This window comes from Saccharothrix longispora (genome assembly GCF_030852425.1).
Taxonomy (GTDB): domain Bacteria; phylum Actinomycetota; class Actinomycetes; order Mycobacteriales; family Pseudonocardiaceae; genus Actinosynnema; species Actinosynnema longispora.
This window is the reverse complement of record NZ_NSDM01000003.1, coordinates 31,628-48,363: the sequence shown is the minus strand read 5'-3', so window position 1 is coordinate 48,363 and position 16,736 is coordinate 31,628. Positions and strand designations below refer to the sequence as shown.

Below are 16,736 nucleotides of genomic sequence, written 5' to 3'. Positions count from 1 at the left end.
CCCGGCGGAGGGAGGCGACGGGCACGGCCGTCACGCCGGTTCGACGGGCAGCCACAGCTCGCAGGTCGCGGTGCTGAAGTCCTCGGCGCGGTCGAGGACCGCGACGATCGACGGACCCGGCCGCAGGCGCCACGGGTTGGCGGGGAACCAGTCCGTCGCGGTCGCCGCCCAGGTCCTCTGCAACTCCTGCGGGTGGGGCCCGGCGCTGCGGAAGACAGCCCACCGGCCGGCCGGCACCCCGATGGCGTCGAGGTCGTCCGGGACGGGCGCGTCCGCGGAGACGGCGACCCCGTGCAGGTAGGTCAGCTCACTGCCCTCGGAGTTGTCGGGGTCGAGGTCGTCGCAGACCTGGAGCAGACCGGCGGGCTCGGCGTCACCGAGCGCCTTGAGCCGCAGGTGCTCCTCCGGGGGCAGGGCGGCGACGTGCCGCTGGATGTGCGGGTTGACGCCGTGGTGGACGAGCGGGACGCGGGCGGCGTGCCCGATGAGCCGGAACGCGGGTCGGTCGACGAGACGGGTGTCCACGGGGGTGTTCCCTTCGACGGTCAGGCGGAACCTGAGCTGCGGTTGCGAGCGAAGGGGGCCACCGTCCCGGCGGACGTCCCGGGGACCGACGCCGTGGACGGACCGGAACGCCCGACCGAACGCCTCGGTCGAGCCGTAGCCGTACCGCACGGCGATGCCCAGCAGGTCGTCCTCACCCCGCACCACGTCACCGGCGGCCACGGTCATCCGCCGCCGGCGCACGTACTCCGACAGCGGCATGCCCGCCAACGACGAGAACATCCGGCGCAGGTGGTACTCGGTCGTGCCGAGCGTCCTGGCGAGCGCGCCGACGTCGAACTCGTCGGTGAGCCGCTCCTCGACCAGGTCGACGAGCCGGTTGAGCGCCGGGACCACGGGGCCTCCTTCGACCTCGACCCTGCCGGACGCCGCCCCGGTCCCGCCCGACCTTCGCGGACCGATCCGGTCATCCGACCGCGCACCCGCTCGCGGCCTGTCCACGGCGGCACGACGGCGCGCACGATAGCGTGGAGGCCACGGTGGTCGGCGCGCACGGGTCAGCGCCGCGTCGCGCTCCGGAGGTGTCGTGCACGACCTGCCCCGCAGTCGGCCGGTGAAGGACCGCCCCGGCAAGGCCGCCTGGTTCGGCCCCCTCTCGTTCGGGTTGGCACTGCTGAGCTGGCTGGTCCCGGTCGGGAGCCCCGGGGTCGCGGCGGTCGCCGTCACCCTCGGCCTGCTGTCCACCGCGACCGACCGGGTCTACCGGCTCGACTGGACCGCCGTCGCGGGCTGGGTCGTCGGCGGGGCCCAGCTCGCGTTCTCGCTCCTGCTGCTGGTCATGGAGTTGACGGGCCACTGACACCGGATCGGGCGGAAGCCGGCACCGCGCCGCCGGGTCGCCGTAGCCTGTCCGCGGGGGAGGGCGTTCCGCGGACGGGGGTGGTCGTGGTCGATCCGCAGGGGCGTCCGCGCGACCGCGCGCGCCGGTCCCCGAGCACCCCGGCCGGGAGCCGACGCCGCGCGGCACAGGAGCACCCTCGCCTTCCCCTCCCGATCACCGGACGACAGGACGGGACCGCCGGAGGACCGGCGCCGGGACCGCGCGGAGCCCCGGTACGAGCGCGACGCGCTGAAGACCTTCCGCCGGGCTGTCGAGACGTGCGATCGCGAGGTCGGGCCGGTCCGCGTCGGCGGGCGGCCCGGACGAGGACGAGCGGCGCCGGTCCGCGCCCGACCCGGCCCACCGACCCACCCGCCCGTCCCGACGACCGGACGGAGAGCGCGTGCCGACGGAGAAGAGAACGCCGACCGACGACGACCGGCCCGCCCTGTTCCACATGGCCGACGCGATGTCGCAGCGCGGTCAGCGGGCCTACCTGCACGCGCTGGGTGCCCGCCTGGTGCTCGCCGTCCTCGCGGCGGTGTTCGGCGTGTTCGCCCTCAAGGCCGGCGAGGTCGACGTCGCCGCCGTGGGCACGGGTGTGTCACTGCTGGTCATGCTGCTGGTCGAGTTGCACTTCCGCGGCAGCTCGCCGGAGGCCACGTGGTACGACGGCCGGGCTCTGGCCGAGTCGGCGAAGAGCATGGGCTGGCGCTACGCCGTCGGCGGCTCGCCCTTCCTCCTCGGCGGGACGAACGCGAGGTGACCCTGCGCTTCGTCGGCGAGGTGGCCGCGCTGCTCAAGGACGGCCCGAACAGCGGCATCACGCTGCCCGGCCGCCCCACCATCAGCCCCGCCATGCGCGACCTGCGCGCGGCGGACCTGGCGACGCGCAGGAACACCTGCGTCGAGCGCCGCATCCGGGACCAGGAGGCCTGGTACGCGCGCAAGTCCGACGACAACGGCCGCAAGGCGCGACGGGCGCAGCAGGTCCTCTACGCGTTCGCCACCGCGGGCATCGTCGCCGCGTTCGCCCGGGCCTTCGGCGTCATCGGCTTCGACCTGGCGGGGGTCGCGGGCGTGCTGATCGCCGCCGCGGCGGCGTGGTCGGGCACGAAGCAGTACTCCACGCTGGCCCGCGCCTACGCCTACGCCTCCCAGGAACTCGGCATCGTCAAGGAGCGGCTGGAGCTGCCGGTGACCGACGAGACCACCTGGGCGGCGGAGGTCGCCGACGCGGAGGAGGCGATCAGCCGCGAGCACACCATGTGGCGGGCGTCGCGCACCCGTGCCGCGTCCTGACCACGCGACGGCCCACGGCGGCGCCCACCGGGACGCCCACCGGGACGCTCAGCCGTACGCCTTCGCCTGGAGCGCGAACAGCTCCGCGTACAGACCCCCGGCGGCGGTGAGCGCCGCGTGGCCGCCCGTCTCCACCACCCGGCCGTCCTCGACCACGACGATCAGGTCGGCGGAGCGCACCGTGGAGAACCGGTGGGACACGAAGACGGTGATCCCGCCGGTCCGGGCCGCGACCCGCTTCGCGTGCTCGGCGTACCGCTGGAACAGGGCGTGCTCCGCCTCGGGGTCCAACGCCGACGTCGGCTCGTCGAGGACCAGGAGCAGGGGCTCCTCGCGCATCAGCGCCCGGCCGAGCGCCAGCTTCTGCCACTGGCCCCCGGACAGCTCCACGCCGTCCGCGTAGCTCTTGCCGAGGTGGGTGCGCAGGCCGTCGGGCAGGCCGGCCGGCACACCGGCGGCGTCCGCGCGGTCCAGCGCCGCGAGCACGGCCTGTTCCGACGACGCCCTGGGCAGGTCTCCCAGGCCGACCACCCGCTGGACCGGGAACTCGTACCGGACGAAGTCCTGGAACCCGGCGGCGATCCGCGCGCGCCACTCGTCGACCGGCATGCCGTGCAGGTCCGCACCGTCGACCAGGACCCGGCCCTCGGAAGGCCGGTAGAACCCGCAGAGCAGCTTGACCAGGGTCGACTTGCCGGCGCCGTTCCCGCCGACGACCGCGACGGTGGCCCCGGCGGGGAGGTGCAGGTCCACCCGGTGCAGCACGGGGGCGTCGGTGCCGGGATAGGTGAACGCCACGCCGTCGAGCGTGATCCCGTCGTGCAGCCGCCGCGGCGGCGAACCGCGGCGCGGAGCCGGGTCGTCCGCCACCACCGACGCGGTGACCTCGGTGAGGCGCCGGTACGCGCCCGCCATCCGCTGGAGGTCCTGGAGGAGGGAGACGGCCGTGGCGACCTGCTGGTTGACCTGGGCGGCGAGCACGATCACCAGCACGACGTCGCCGACGCCGCGCCGCCCGGCCATCGCGTCGCGCACCACGAGCAGCACGCCCGCGACGTACGCGACCGCGAAGACGACCTGCCCCGCCGCGCGCAGGCACGTCGCGGTGAGCTGCGCGCGCCACAGGCCCCGCGTCGCCTCCGCCCACAGCCGGCCGTGCCGGGCGCGCAGCTCGCCCTGGACCCGGGACACCCGCAGTTCGCCGGCCAGGCGGGCGGACGTGGCCAGGTGGAACAGGTTGAGCGCCGCCCTGGTCGGCTCGGCGGTCGCCGTCCTGGCCCGGTCGAGCACCCGCTCGGCCGCGCGTCCGGCGAGCAGGGGCGGCACCGCCGCGACGGGCAGCAACAGCAGCAGCGGGTTCTGCCCGGCCAGCAGGACCGCCGTGAGCACCACGGCGAGGAGCAGGCCGACACCGTTGAGCAGCGCCTCCAGCCCGGTCCGGAACTGCCGGCCCTCCTGCCGCAGCACGGTCCACGTGTCGGCGTGCTCGGCCCGCTCGTGGTGCTCGATGCCGGCCGAACCGTTCGACACCTCGACCACCCGCTCGTCGAAGTCCAGCTCGGCCAGCTCGGAGAGTTCGTAGTAGGCCAGGTGGGCGAAGTGCGAGAACGCCAGCACCGCCACCGCCAGCACGGCGACGGCCACCCCGGCGAGCACCGCGCGTCCCGGCGCGCCCGCGACGACCTCGCGGGTCATCCACCCGAGCGCGGCGGCCAGCAGCGGCGCGGCGACGGCGCCGGCCGCCATCAGGACCACCGCCACCGCCGTCTTGCGCGGGTCCGACCGCCACGCCGTGGCGATCATGGTCCGCGCGCCGGTCAGCAGGACCCCCACCGGACCGACCCCTCCACCGCGTCGACGAACCGGTCCGCCTGGAGCCGGAACAGCTCCGCGTAGCGCCCGCCGCGGGCCAGCAGCTCCGCGTGGCCGCCCTGCTCGGTGACCCGGCCGTGCTCCAGGACGACGATCACGTCGGCGTGCCGCACGGTCGAGAACCGGTGGGAGATCAGCAGGGTGGTGGCGCCCTCGGCGAGGTCGGCGAACTCCTCGAAGAAACCGGCCTCCGCGCGCACGTCCAGGCTCGCCGTCGGTTCGTCCAGCACCACGACCCGCGCGCCGTGGCGCAGCGCGAACAGCGCCCGCGCGAGCGCGACGCGCTGCCACTGGCCGCCGGACAGCTCCGCGCCGCCGGTGAGGTGCCGCGCCAGCGGCGTGTCCAGCCCCTTCGGGAGGCGGGCCACGGCCTCCGTCAGGCCGACCGAGTCGACGACCTCGCGGATCGTCGCCCGGTCGTCCAGCGCGTCGACGGCGCCGAGCCCGACGTTGTCCGCGACCGACGACTCGTACCGCACGAAGTCCTGGAAGATCACGCCGATCCTGGCCCGCCACTCGTCGACCGGGAACGCGCGGATGTCGACGCCGTCCAGCGTGATCCGGCCGGAGGTCGGCTCGTAGAGCCTGGCGAGCAGCTTGACCAGGGTGGTCTTGCCCGCGCCGTTCACGCCGACGACCGCCGTGCGGCGGCCGATCGGGATCGTCAGGTCCAGGCCGTCGAAGACCGCCCGTCGCCGACCGGGGTAGCGGAAGCCCACCCGCTCGAACCGGATGGCGCCCACCGGCTCGGGCACGGCCCGCCGCGGCGCGGGGTCGGGGGCCTCGTCGTGCGCGTCGACGTGCTCTGCGAACCGTCGCACCGCGTCGTGCGCCCGCATGCCGATCGCGGTCGGCAGGTCCGCCTCCGGGTAGTGCTCGGCCAGCCGCAGCAGGCTCAGCGTCGCCGTCGCGACGAGGACGAACCCGGTGAGCGTCATCCCGTGCGCCGTCGCGCCGAGCGCCGCGAACACCGCGCCGGTGACCGCGAGGCCCACGACCGCGAGCCGGACGAACGGCCACAGGTAGATGGCGCGGCGCTCGGCCCAGAGGGGCGCGAGGAAGCGGAGGTGGGCGTCCCGCAGGCGCCCCCGCAGCCAGCCGGCGAGGCCGAAGACCCGGATCTCCTTGCCGGCGGCGGCTCCGCCGGTCAGCTCGCGCAGGTAGTCGATCTCGCGCTGCTCGGCGGCGAGCAGGGACCGGCTCCTCGCGTACCGGCGCAGCCCGCCGCGCTGGCCGTGGCGGAACAGCAGCACGGTGACGACCAGCGCCGCCGCCGCGGGCCACGAGAACACCACCCCCACCGCCACCGCCTGACCGGTCAGCTCGGTGTACCGCGCGATCAGCGCGAGCAGGCCGGTGGCCGCCCGGCCGGGGCTCTGGACCCCGAACTCCACCTCCCGCGCGGCGGTCCGGAGCGCGTCGAGGGCCCGCTGGTCCTCCAGCGGGCCGAGGCCGGGGCCGCGCAGCGACGCGGCCATCAGCTCGTCGAACACCAGGCCGTCGACGCGGCGCGTCGTCAACTCGCCCAGGGCCCGCTCGACCGGGGAGAGCAGCTGCCTGGCGACGAACGCGCCGGCCGCGACGCCGAACACCGCCACCAGCGAGTCCCAGGCGCCGGAGTCCACCCCGGCGTCCACGGCCGCCGGGACCCGCCCGAGCACCATCGCCGTCGCCACGGTGAACACCACCGGCAGGCAGCCCAGCAGCAGGTTCACCCCCACCGAGGCGGCGACCAGCGGACCTCCGGCGCGGGGGAGCAGCCGGGCGATGTCCCGTCGTGCGGCCCACTGCTCGCGCGCGGCGCGCACCCAGGAGCGGTTCCCGATGCCGGTCATCCCCCCGACGACCCCGCCCGTGCCAGGTGCTCGCCGCACCGGGGCAGACCGCGTTCCGCGACGACGTCGTTGAACGCGGAGAAGCGGATCGGGGGTTCCTCGACCAGCAGCCGGATGATCGGGGTCCGGTACTTGTCCACGATGTAGCGGTAGTTCTCCAGGGCGGACCTGCTGTTCTCGCCGTGGTCCTTCTCGTGCGGGTAGTGGATGGAGGCGGCTTCCCGGAGCACGCCGAACCGGGCGCCGTCGCGGTGCAGCCGGTAGGCGAGGTCGAGGTCCTCCCCGCCCCACTGCCGGAACGCCTCGTCGTACATGCCGACCGAGCGCACCTGCTCCGTGCGCGCGGACGCGTGGCAGGTCCAGTACATCAACCAGGGGGCCGGGAGGTGGCCGAAGTCGTCGGAGTGCCGGGCGTAGAACGGTTCGCGCACGTCCGGCCACGACCCCGTCCGGGCCAGGTGCGCGGTGGTCGAGTCGACGTCGTCGACGTCCACGACCTCGCGGATGAGCCGGGCGTCCTCGTTGTCGAGGTTGAAGCAGTACACGTACCCGTTCAACGCCAACGGTTCCGCGGCGGCCTCGTGGGCGGCCACGTGCGCGCTCAGGCTCGCCGAGTGCAGCAGCACGCCGGAGTCGACGAAGACGCAGACCTCACCGCGGGCGTGCCGGATGCCGACGTTGCGCGCCCGCGCGACCCGGTAGCCCTCGTCGGGCTGGTGGAAGTACCGGAGGTCGAGGCGGTCCTCGAAGCCCCGCACCGCCGCTTCCGTGCCGTCGTCGGAGCCGTCGTCGACGACCAGCACCTCGAACCGGTCACGCGGCAGGTCCTGCCTGGCGAGCGCGCCGAGCGTGAGTTCCAGTAATCGCCTCCTGTTGTAGGTCGGGATGATCACGGTGCAGCGCAACGAGCTACCCACGAAAGCTCTCCTTCGGAGGTGCCGGCCGGCCGAGGCGACGAGGGAGATCCGCTCTCGGGGCGATTCCGGGCGATCACCGCGCAAGTCTGCCGACGCGCGTGAGCGCCGGTCAACACCGCGCACGAAGTCCCGGCAACGTCGGCCGTCTCATTTCGGAGGCCGGGTGGACCCGTCGACAACGGCCCGTGAGGTGGTCGCCGTCGAGCCGTGATCGCCCGTTCCGCGGTATCGCGACAGCGTGCTTTCCCGTTCACGCGGTGGCCGTGGCGGGCGGTGGTGTCCCCATCGCGTCCCCACCGACTCGCCGAGCCGAGCCGGTGTCCTCTTCGGACGGACACGCCGCGGGGTGGCGCGGTCGGACCTCCAGGGCCCAGCGCACGGACGGCGTCGCAGGGCTCGACCCACAGCCCGTCGGGGACCGCCGTGTCGGGACCCCGCGTTCGCGGGTTGTCGCCTCCTCGACCGACCGGGACACAGGGTGACCACGTGGAACAGGACGCGCGGTCACGACTGGCCTCGTCGTTCGGCGCGGCGGCGGGCGCCTACGCCGAGCACCGCCCGGACTACGCGCGGGCCGCGGTGCGCTGGGCGCTGGAACCCTCGCCCGGCACGCGGGTGCTGGACCTGTGTGCGGGAACCGGCACGCTGGTCGGACTGGGCGTCGACGTCGTCGCGGTCGAGCCGGACCCGGCCATGCTCGCCGAACTGCGCCGCGCCCTGCCGGCCGTCCGCGCCCTGCGGGGCAGCGCCGAGGCGATCCCGCTGCCGGACGCGTCCGTGGACGCCGTGCCGGCCGGGAACGCCCTGCACTGGTTCGACCTGGCCGCGGCGGGCCCCGAGATGGCCAGGGTCCTCGCCCCGGGCGGCGTCCTCGCCGGCCTGTGGAACGTCCTGGACGACCGGGTCGACCGGGTCGCCGGACTCGAACGGGTCGGCCCGCGCGACACGCTCGGCCGTTGGCGTGCCGCGACGGCCGGTCTGCACCTCCCCGACACCGGCAGGGCCGGGCCGGTCGCCGTGACGGCCCGGTTCGGCTCGCCGGAGCAGGCCGAGTTCCCGCACGAGCAGCGCCGGACCGCCGACTCCCTGGTCGCGACCCTGGCGACGCCCGCCGGGGTCCTGGTCCTCCCGGAACCGGAACGGGAGGCCGCGGTGGGCCGGGTCCGCGCTTTCCTCGCGAGCAGGCCGGAAACCGCCGTCGGCGACTTCACCCTGCCGATGCTGACCGGCGTGCTGCGCGTCCGACGGCTCGGCGGACAGCGGTCCGGCACGACGGAGGTCTGACGTGACGGAGGTCCGACGCAGGCGTGATCCGGCGGGGCGAGGACGCTCAGGCGTCGCCGCGCATCGAGCGGCGGATCTCCTCCAGCTTGTCGAGCCCCGCCTGCCGGCGCGCTTCGAACCGGTCCTCGACCGACTGGGCCTCCGGGGTGGCGCGGGCGAGCTCCTCGGCCCCGATGCCGGTGGCGACCCGGTTCTCGATGCGGTCGCGGACGTGCTCGAAGGTGGGCACCCCGTCCTCGCCGTAGTCGCCGGCCGGCACCGCGTGCCGGGGCGCGTCGTCCGCGACGATCTCGGCGTCGACCACTGGTTCCCGCTCCGCGTCCACTGCCCAGCTCCGTTCGTCCGCCTCAGCCCGGTCCGTCTGCCTCGGTTCGGCTCGTCGCACCTCCTCCGACACTACCCGGACCAGGCGTCACCGCGCCGGTTCCGGGCCGTCGGCGGTGACACGGGTGTGGTGCTTGCCCATCGGGAGCACGAGCGGTTTGCCGGACACGGGGTCGACGATGACCCGGCAGTCGAGCCCGAAGGCGGCGCGCACGCCCTCGGCGGTGAGGACCTCCTCGGCCGTCCCCGCCGCGTGCAGACCACCGCCGGCCAGCGCGATGAGGTGGTCCGCGTAGCGCGCCGCCAGGTTGAGGTCGTGCAGCACCATGACGATGGTCGTGCCGCGCGACCGGTTGAGGTCGGTCAGCAGGTCCAGCACCTCGATCTGGTGACTCACGTCCAGGAACGTCGTGGGCTCGTCCAGCAGCAGCAGGTCGGTCCGCTGCGCCAGCACCATCGCGATCCACACCCGCTGCCGCTGACCGCCGGACAGCTCGTCGACGGCCCGGTCGGCCAGGTCCACCGTCGCGGTCGCCTCCAGCGCCGCCGCCACGGCCTCGTCGTCCTCCTTGCTCCAGCGCGACAGGACGCCCTGGTGCGGGTGGCGGCCCCGGCCGACGAGCTCGGTGACCGTGATGCCCTCCGGGGCCAGCGGGGACTGGGGCAGCAGGCCCATCGTGCGGGCCAGTTCCTTGGCGGGCATGCGGTGCACGAGCTTGCCGTCGAGCAGCACGCGGCCGGACTTCGGCGCGAGCAGCCGGGACATCGAGCGCAGCAGCGTCGACTTGCCGCAGGCGTTCGCGCCGACGATCACCGTGATCCCGCCGGGCGGCACCACCAGGTCCAGCGAGGTGATGACCGCCCGGTCGCCGTAGCCGATGGTCAACTCCTCCACCGCGAGCGTGTGGGTGGTGGTCACAGCGAGCCTCCGGCGCGGTTGGTGCGGATGATGAGGTAGATCAGGTACGGCGCACCGAGCACGCCGGTGACGACGCCGACGGGGTACCGCGCGCCCAGCAGGAACTGGCCGGCGAAATCGCCCACGAGCACCAGCAGCGCGCCGACCAGCGCCGCCGGGAGCATCAGCGACCCGCTCGGCCCCACCAGCCTGGCGGCGATCGGCCCGGACAGGAACGCGACGAACGCGATCGGCCCGGTGGCCGCCGTCGCGAACGAGATCAGCCCGACCGCGCAGACGATCACGACGATCCGGGTGACGTCGAGGCGCACGCCGAGCGCCGAGGCCGCGTCGTCGCCGAGCTGCATGGCGGCCAGCCGCCGGGTCTGGGCCAGCAGCAGCGGGGCGAGGACGACCACGGCGCACAGGACCGGCACGACGTCCGACCAGGCGGCGCCGTTGAGGCTGCCGGTGAGCCACCGCAACGCCTGCTGGAGGTCCCACTGGCCGGCACCGCTGAGCACCCAGTTGATCACGCTGTCCAGCACCGCGGCGATGCCGATGCCGATCAGGATCAGCCGGGTGCCGGCGACCCCGTCCCGGTAGGAGAGCAGGTAGATCAGCAGCGCGACGCCGAGCCCCGCGACGATGGCGGCCACCTCGACGACGGCGCCGGACAGCGAGAGCGTGACGATCGCGAACGCGGCGGCGGCGCTGGCGCCCGCGCTGACGCCGATGACGTCCGGGCTGGCCAGCGGGTTGCGCAACATGCTCTGGAAGGTCACGCCACCGAGGCCGAAGGCGAGCCCGACGAGCGCCGCCAGCACCGTGCGCGGCAACCGCAGGCGCCCGACCGTGAACGACGCGCCGGGCACCTGCTCCCCGAGGATCACGGCGAGCACGTCACCCGGCGGGTAGAACCGCTGGCCGACCATGAGCGACACCGCCATGGCCACCAGGACGAGCGTCGCGAGCACCGCGATCACGGCGCGGCGGCGCCGGGCCTGGCGGACCCTCGTCCGGACCACGAGGTCGACGGTCGAGGGGGCGGGGGGAGTGGCGTTCACAGCGCGCGGACCTTCTGCCGGCGGACGATCCAGATGAAGAACGGCGCCCCGACGAGCGCGGTGATGATGCCGACGTCGATCTCCTCCGGCCGGGCCACGAGGCGGCCGACGACGTCGGCGGTGGTCAGCAGCACCGCGCCGCCCAGGGCGGAGAACGGCAGCAGTCGGCGGTGGTCCACCCCGACCAGCAGCCGGCACAGGTGCGGCACGACCAGGCCGACGAACCCGATGGGGCCCGCCGCCGCGGTCGCCGCGCCGCACAGCACGACCGCGCCGGCCGAGGCGCCGAGGCGGATGAGCGCGACCCGCTCGCCGAGCCCGGCGGCCAGGTCGTCGCCCAGCGCCAAGGAGTTCAACCCGCGCGCGGTGACCACGCACACGACCGCGCCGACGACCAGGAACGGCAGCACCTGCGTGATCCGGTCGAAGGAGCCGCCGCCGACGCCGCCGACCTGCCAGGACCGGAAGGTGGACGCGATGTCGCCGCGCGCCAGCACCACCGCGCTGATCAGCGACACCAGCGCGGCCGAGGTGACCGCGCCCGCGAGGGCGAGCTTGAGCGGTGTGGGGCCGCCGCGGCCCAGCGACCCGACGGCGTAGACGAACACCGCGGCCACCGCCGCGCCGAGGATGGCCACCCACACGTGGGAGGTGGGGTTGGCCAGCCCGAACGAGACCATGCCGGTCACCACGGCCAGCGAGGCGCCCATGTTCACGCCGAGGATGCCGGGATCGGCCAGCGGGTTGCGGGTCACGCCCTGCATGACCGCCCCGGCCAGGCCCAGCGCCGCCCCGACCAGCGCGGCCAGGAGCGTGCGGGGGACGCGCTGCGCGACGGCGGCCCGGGCGAGGGTGTCCTGCGCGCCGCGCACGCCCGCGAGGACGTCGGACGCCGAGACGTCGCGCGCGCCGAGCACCACCGAGGCGATCATGGCCGCGAACAGGGCGGCCAGCACGACCAGCAGCCACGACGCCCGGACACGCCCCGGGTGCCGCGCGGTGGCGGCACCCGGGGTCGTCCGGTCGGTCGTCGCGGTCACTTGACCTTGTCTGCGGCGGCCGCGAGCTGGCCGGCGTACTGGTCCAGCACCCACGACACCGACATGGGCGTCGGGTTGGCGGCCGTGCCGGCGGGGCCGGAGCCGGACAGCATCACGACCGAGCCGTTGGCGACCGCGCGCATCTTGGACAGCAGCGGGTTGGCGGCCAGGGCGCGGCCCACCTCCTCGTCGCCGTACCCGACGACGATGTCCACGTCGTCGAACGCGTCGATCTGCTCCGTGCTCTGCCGCAGCGAGAACTTGTCGGTGGCCGCCGACGCCCGGGCGATGCTGCCCGGCGTGGTCAGGCCGAGGTCCTCGAAGAACATCGCGCGGGTGTCGTGCGTGGTGTAGAAGCCGACCTGGCTGAGGTCCGTGGTGTCGAAGTGCGTCATGAACATCGTCGACTTGCCCTGGAGCTGCGGGTACTTCGCCTTGACGTCGTCGATCCGCTTCTCGATGTCGGAGATCAGCTTGTCGCCGTCGGCGGACCGGCCGATCGCCTTGCTGCTCAGCCTGATGCTGTCGCGCCACGGCGTCGCCCACGCCGTCTTCGGGTAGGCCACCACGGGGGCGATCGCGCTCAGCGTGGTGTAGTCCTCCTGCGTGAGGCCGGAGTACGGGGCCAGGATGACGTCGGGCTTGGTGTCGGCCACCGCCTCGAAGTCGATGCCGTCGGTCTCGTCGAACAGCACCGGCGTCGGGGCCTTCAGCTCCTGGAGCTTCTCGGACACCCAGGGCAGCATGCCGTCGGTGTCGTCGTCGCCGAAGTTGGCCTTGGCCATCCCCACCGGCACGATGCCCAGCGCGAGCGGCACCTCGTGGTTGGCCCACGCGACGGTGGCGATCCGCTCGGGCTTCCCGGGGATCGTGGTCGACCCGAGCGCGTGCTCGACGGTGACCGGGAACGAGTCCCCGGCGGCGGCGGACGGACCGGGTGCGGCCTCGTCACCGCCGGTCCCGCTCGTGGACGAACAGGCGCCGAGGACCATCACGGCGGCGGAGGCGACGGCGACGGCCCCGACCCGCAGGCGGCGTGAGCGCACGGGACAACCCCTTTCATCGAGGCAAGGCACCGGTGCCGGTGCCGCACACGGAGCGCCTCGGGGGCGCGGGACCCGGTTCGGAACCCCGAAGTGTGTTTAGCCTGGCCTAACCTAACTGGCGGCCGATGGCCCCGGAAGATCCGCCCGGTGTGATCTGGACCCCGTTCGACGGACGCGGGGCCGGCCGCCCGGCGACCGGGGATTCCGCGTATCGCGGGCGTATCCGCGACCGCATACGCCCCCGCAACCGCGCCCGGTCCTCAATGGGGGCGTGAACCGGAGTCCTTCCCCCTCGGCAGCGTCCCGCCACACGCGCCGGGTCGTGCTCGTCGGCCTGGCGGTCCTCGGCCTGGCGGGGGCGGCGTTCGCCGTGCGGCGGCCGCTCCTGATGTCCGCTCCGAGGTGCTTCGCCGGGCGGTGGCACGGCTGCTTCGACACGGAGAACGGCGTGGTGCTCATGACGCTGGTCTCGCTGCCGCCGGCCGCGCTGGTGGCGTGGGCCCTGGCGCGCCGCCGCCGCGCCGCGGGCGTCGCGTCGGCGTGGCGGCTGTCGCTGGCCGAGGTGGGCATGGTCCACGGGACGGTGCCGTTCGTGTGGATGACCATGATGCCGGGGCCGGGGGCCGGCGCCGTCCCCGGCCGGGTGAGCCTGGTCCCGCTGCGGGACCTGCTCACGATGGGACCGCTCGGGATCGGCGGCAACCTGCTGGTCTTCGCGGCGCTGGGGTTCTTCGCCCCGATCCGGTTCGCGGCGCTCGCCTCCGCGCCGCGGGTCCTGGCACTCGGGGCGGGGTGCTCGGTCCTGGTCGAGACCGCGCAGTACGCGCTGCGGCTCGACCGGGTGTCCTCGGTGGACGACGTGCTGGTCAACGCCGCCGGCGCCGTCTTGGCCGCGCTGGCGTCGCGCCACTGGTGGCGCACCCGGGTCCGCGACGACGCCCCGCCGTGATCGGGAGGACCGCGGGGCGGGCGGAACACCCGCCCCGCGGCCGGCTCACCGCCCGAGCTCGACCTTGAGGATGCTCTCGTTGCTGTTGTTCGCGACGCTGTCCTTGTCGCCGCGGGTGCTGGTGGTCAGCCACAAGCCGCCGTCGGCGGACGGTTCCGCGGTGCGCAGCCGCCCGTAGGTGCCGTTGAGGTACTGCTGGACGTCGCCCAGGCCGTCGTCGGTGATCTCCGCCCGGTACAGCCGTGCCCCGCGCAGGCAGGCGAGGTAGAGGGCGTCGCGGACCACGGCGATGCCGCTGCACGAGGCCTCGGCGACGGGGTAGGTGCGCTCGGGTGCGATGAAGCCGGGTTCGTCGCAGCGCCCGGTGGTGCCCTCGCAGGCGGGCCAGCCGTAGTTGCCGCCCCGGACGATCAGGTTGGTCTCGTCCATGACGGAGTTGCCGAACTCCTGCTCCCACAGCCTGCCCCGCGAGTCGAAGGCGAGGCCCTGGGGGTTGCGGTGGCCGTAGCTCCACACCGGGGTGCCGAACGGGTTGTCGCCGGGGACCGTGCCGTCGCGGTTGACGCGCAGGACCTTGCCGGCGAGGTTGTCGAGGTCCTGGGCCCAGGTGCCGTTCTGACCGTCGCCGGTGGCGACGTAGAGCTTGCCGTCCGGACCGAACCGCAGCCGGCCGCCGTTGTGGTACTTGTTGCGCGGGATGCCGGTGAGCAGCACCTGCGGGGTGCCCGTGAGCACGCCGCCGGTGTAGCGGATGCGCACCACCCGGTTGTCGGTCGGGCTGGTGTGCATGACGTACACCCACGGGTCGGCCGTGAAGTCGGCCGCCACGGCGATGCCCAGGACACCGCCCTCGCCGTCGGTCCCCGCCACGCCCGGCACGCGTCCGAGGCTGGTCTTCGCCCCGGTCGCGGGGTCGAGGCGGACGATGTCGAAGGCGTCGCGGCGGCCGTAGAGCACCTGCCCGTCGGGCAGGGTGGCCAGGCCCCAGGGCAGGTCGGTGTCGGTGGCGACCCTGGTGATCGAGCACAGCGCCGTGGCGCAGGCGGCGCCCGTGGTGACCGTGACGGGGGCGCTCGGGGTGGAGCGGTTGGCCTGCGCGTCGCGCGCCCGCACCCGGTACTCGTAGCGGGTGTTCGCGGCCAGGCCGCTGTCGGTGAACGAGGTGGTCGCCGCGCCGGTGGTGGAGCCGACCTGGGTGCCGTCGCGCAGGATTTCGTAGCCCGTGACGCCGACGTTGTCGGTGGCCGGCGACCAGCGCACCGCGACCGTGGTGCCCGACGCGGTCGCCGTCACGCCGGTGGGGGTGGTCGGCGGCACGGTGTCGGCCTGGCACTGCGGCACGGTGATGGTGACCGTGGGGCCGGCCTGGGAGACGTTGCCGGCCGCGTCGCGCGCGTTGACGTACAGCCCCCAGGTGGCCCCCGGCACGACGGTCAGGTCGACCGACCGCGCCGTGCCCGGCACCGAGGTCATGAGCTGCCCGTCGTGGTAGACGTCGTAGAACGCCACGCCGACGTCGTCGGTCGAGGCGGACCACGACAGCGTCACCGAGGAGCAGGTGAGGTTCGAGGTCCGGGGGGCGGCGGGCGCGGTCGGCGGCGTGGTGTCGGCGCCGAGCCGGACCAGTCGCCACTGCTGGTTGGTGCCGCCGGTGTCGGGCCACTGGACGATCCGCGCCCCGTCGGCGGTGGAGGAGTCGAGCACGTCGACCGCCTTGCCGCCGGCGCGGTTGAGCAGGCGCACGTGGCCGCCGTCGGAGTCGGCGAGGCGGAACTGCTGGCTCGTGCGGTTGGCGTCGGTGTTCTGCACCAGGCCGGTGCGGTCGGCGGTGGAGGGGAAGTCCAGCACCTTGCCGCTGTGGCGCGACCTCAGCCGGTAGTAGCCGCCGCCCGAGTCGACGAACTGCCACTGCTGCCACGCCCCGTCGTTGCGGGTGTACTGCGAGATCCGCGCGCCGTCGTTCGTGGCGCGCCCGTACACGTCCAGCACCTTGCCGCTGTTGCGGTTGACCAGCACGTAGGAGGCGTTGGTGTCCACGGTGGCGGCCGACGCGACGGGTGCCGGGACCACGACACCGAGACCCGACAGCGCCACGGCGAACACCGCTCCGAGTCGCCGGCGGGCCACGGTGCTCCTCCTGGTCGCGGAGGGTTTTCGCATGGTTGTCCTCTCACGCAATGCAGGGCGAATTGACTTGTTATCGCTAACAAACAATTCGTTTCCTGTGTCGTCGGCGGCGGCGGAGGTGCGCCGGGTCGCGCAGACCGGTGGTCATCCGTGGAGGTGGCCGCCCAGGGCGGAACGGGTGCGACGCGGGCTCTGTCCGTGCCGGCGAAACCATGCTCCGCCTCCTTGCGGACAGGATGGTGGTGCTCGGTGCCGGATGCCGGGTCGGCGCGACTGGGAGCGCTCCCAGGGGACGGTAGCGCACGTTTTCCGCCACCGACAAGACCGCTGGGCGGGTACCACCGCCCAGTTAGCGATAACACTCCGTATTCCCGTGCGGTCGCGTGGACCGCCCACGTGGCCTTTCCGGGAGGGGCGGGTGTGCTCCGCTCGGCCCGCGGAGCACACCCGGTCGGTCAACGCCCTTGGCTGGGGTAGGGGAGCAGGGCCATCTCGCGGGCGTTCTTGATGGCGGTGGCGACCTGGCGCTGTTGCTGCGGGGTCAGGCCGGTGACGCGGCGGGAGCGGATCTTGCCGCGGTCGGAGATGAACTTCCGCAGCAGCGCGGTGTCCTTCCAGTCCACGTCGGCGATGCCCTCCTTGTGCAGCAGGTTGGCGCGGCGCTTGGCGGGGCGTTCGGGGCGGGGCACGG

At 74.3% G+C, this 16,736-nt stretch carries 16 protein-coding genes; 5 read left to right on the top strand and 11 right to left on the bottom strand.

The window, feature by feature from the left end; all coding sequences use genetic code 11:
• Positions 1-30 precede the first annotated feature (30 nt).
• Positions 31-900, bottom strand: coding sequence for an AraC family transcriptional regulator (locus CKY47_RS08135; RefSeq protein WP_306745057.1), 870 nt, complete (start codon positions 898-900; stop codon positions 31-33).
• A gap of 190 nt (positions 901-1,090) precedes the next feature.
• Between CKY47_RS08135 and CKY47_RS08130 the strand changes: the two genes are divergently transcribed.
• The 3 genes from CKY47_RS08130 to CKY47_RS08120 all read left to right on the top strand — a co-directional run bounded on the left by CKY47_RS08130 (position 1,091) and on the right by CKY47_RS08120 (position 2,686).
• The gene (locus CKY47_RS08130) at positions 1,091-1,363 is read left to right on the top strand and encodes a hypothetical protein (protein ID WP_306745056.1); all 273 of its coding nucleotides are present in this window, start codon (positions 1,091-1,093) and stop codon (positions 1,361-1,363) included.
• 424 nt (positions 1,364-1,787) lie between these two features.
• A complete protein-coding gene (locus tag CKY47_RS08125; RefSeq protein ID WP_306745055.1) occupies positions 1,788-2,150 on the top strand; it encodes a DUF4231 domain-containing protein in 363 nt (120 codons plus the stop codon).
• Positions 2,147-2,686 (top strand): SLATT domain-containing protein, encoded by a 540-nt coding sequence (locus CKY47_RS08120; protein WP_306745054.1) that lies wholly within the window; start codon positions 2,147-2,149, stop codon positions 2,684-2,686. Before CKY47_RS08125 ends, CKY47_RS08120 begins: the two co-directional genes overlap by 4 nt.
• 48 nt (positions 2,687-2,734) lie before the next feature.
• Here CKY47_RS08120 and CKY47_RS08115 read toward each other — a convergent pair whose 3' ends face one another.
• The 3 genes from CKY47_RS08115 to CKY47_RS08105 are packed head-to-tail and all read right to left on the bottom strand — an operon-like array spanning position 2,735 to position 7,310.
• Positions 2,735-4,519 carry an ABC transporter ATP-binding protein gene (locus CKY47_RS08115; RefSeq protein ID WP_306745053.1) on the bottom strand — a complete coding sequence of 595 codons (1,785 nt, stop codon included), beginning with the start codon at positions 4,517-4,519 and terminating at the stop codon, positions 2,735-2,737.
• On the bottom strand, positions 4,504-6,393 hold the full coding sequence (locus CKY47_RS08110) for an ABC transporter ATP-binding protein (protein WP_306745052.1): 1,890 nt from the start codon (positions 6,391-6,393) through the stop codon (positions 4,504-4,506). Before CKY47_RS08110 ends, CKY47_RS08115 begins: the two co-directional genes overlap by 16 nt.
• The gene (locus tag CKY47_RS08105) at positions 6,390-7,310 is read right to left on the bottom strand and encodes a glycosyltransferase (RefSeq protein WP_306745051.1); all 921 of its coding nucleotides are present in this window, start codon (positions 7,308-7,310) and stop codon (positions 6,390-6,392) included. Before CKY47_RS08105 ends, CKY47_RS08110 begins: the two co-directional genes overlap by 4 nt.
• Before the next feature lie 486 nt (positions 7,311-7,796).
• On the opposite strand from CKY47_RS08105, the gene CKY47_RS08100 reads away from it, so the two are divergent.
• Positions 7,797-8,594, top strand: a complete 798-nt coding sequence (locus CKY47_RS08100; RefSeq protein WP_306745050.1) for a class I SAM-dependent methyltransferase — start codon at positions 7,797-7,799, stop codon at positions 8,592-8,594.
• Between the two features lie 46 nt (positions 8,595-8,640).
• Here the strand turns inward: CKY47_RS08100 and CKY47_RS08095 are convergent, their stop codons facing one another.
• The 5 genes from CKY47_RS08095 to CKY47_RS08075 all read right to left on the bottom strand — a co-directional run bounded on the left by CKY47_RS08095 (position 8,641) and on the right by CKY47_RS08075 (position 12,969).
• Positions 8,641-8,919 (bottom strand): hypothetical protein, encoded by a 279-nt coding sequence (locus CKY47_RS08095; protein WP_306745049.1) that lies wholly within the window; start codon positions 8,917-8,919, stop codon positions 8,641-8,643.
• Positions 8,920-9,006: 87 nt separating this feature from the next.
• Positions 9,007-9,837, bottom strand: coding sequence for an ABC transporter ATP-binding protein (locus tag CKY47_RS08090; protein ID WP_306745048.1), 831 nt, complete (start codon positions 9,835-9,837; stop codon positions 9,007-9,009).
• A complete protein-coding gene (locus CKY47_RS08085) occupies positions 9,834-10,883 on the bottom strand; it encodes a FecCD family ABC transporter permease (protein WP_306745047.1) in 1,050 nt (349 codons plus the stop codon). Before CKY47_RS08085 ends, CKY47_RS08090 begins: the two co-directional genes overlap by 4 nt.
• Positions 10,880-11,923: a FecCD family ABC transporter permease gene (locus CKY47_RS08080; RefSeq protein WP_306745046.1), complete on the bottom strand. Its 1,044-nt coding sequence runs from the start codon at positions 11,921-11,923 to the stop codon at positions 10,880-10,882. Before CKY47_RS08080 ends, CKY47_RS08085 begins: the two co-directional genes overlap by 4 nt.
• Positions 11,920-12,969: an iron-siderophore ABC transporter substrate-binding protein gene (locus CKY47_RS08075; RefSeq protein WP_306745045.1), complete on the bottom strand. Its 1,050-nt coding sequence runs from the start codon at positions 12,967-12,969 to the stop codon at positions 11,920-11,922. The genes CKY47_RS08080 and CKY47_RS08075 overlap by 4 nt, the downstream gene beginning before the upstream one ends.
• Before the next feature lie 322 nt (positions 12,970-13,291).
• Between CKY47_RS08075 and CKY47_RS08070 the strand changes: the two genes are divergently transcribed.
• Positions 13,292-13,918 (top strand): VanZ family protein, encoded by a 627-nt coding sequence (locus CKY47_RS08070; protein ID WP_306745044.1) that lies wholly within the window; start codon positions 13,292-13,294, stop codon positions 13,916-13,918.
• Positions 13,919-13,963: 45 nt separating this feature from the next.
• Here CKY47_RS08070 and CKY47_RS08065 read toward each other — a convergent pair whose 3' ends face one another.
• Both CKY47_RS08065 and rpsR read right to left on the bottom strand, forming a co-directional pair.
• Complete coding sequence (locus tag CKY47_RS08065; RefSeq protein WP_371320647.1) at positions 13,964-16,021, bottom strand: PQQ-dependent sugar dehydrogenase; 2,058 nt, start codon at positions 16,019-16,021, stop codon at positions 13,964-13,966.
• A 479-nt stretch (positions 16,022-16,500) separates the two neighbouring features.
• Entirely contained in the window at positions 16,501-16,734 is a 234-nt protein-coding gene (rpsR, locus tag CKY47_RS08060) for a 30S ribosomal protein S18 (protein ID WP_306745042.1), read from the bottom strand.
• Positions 16,735-16,736 lie beyond the last annotated feature (2 nt).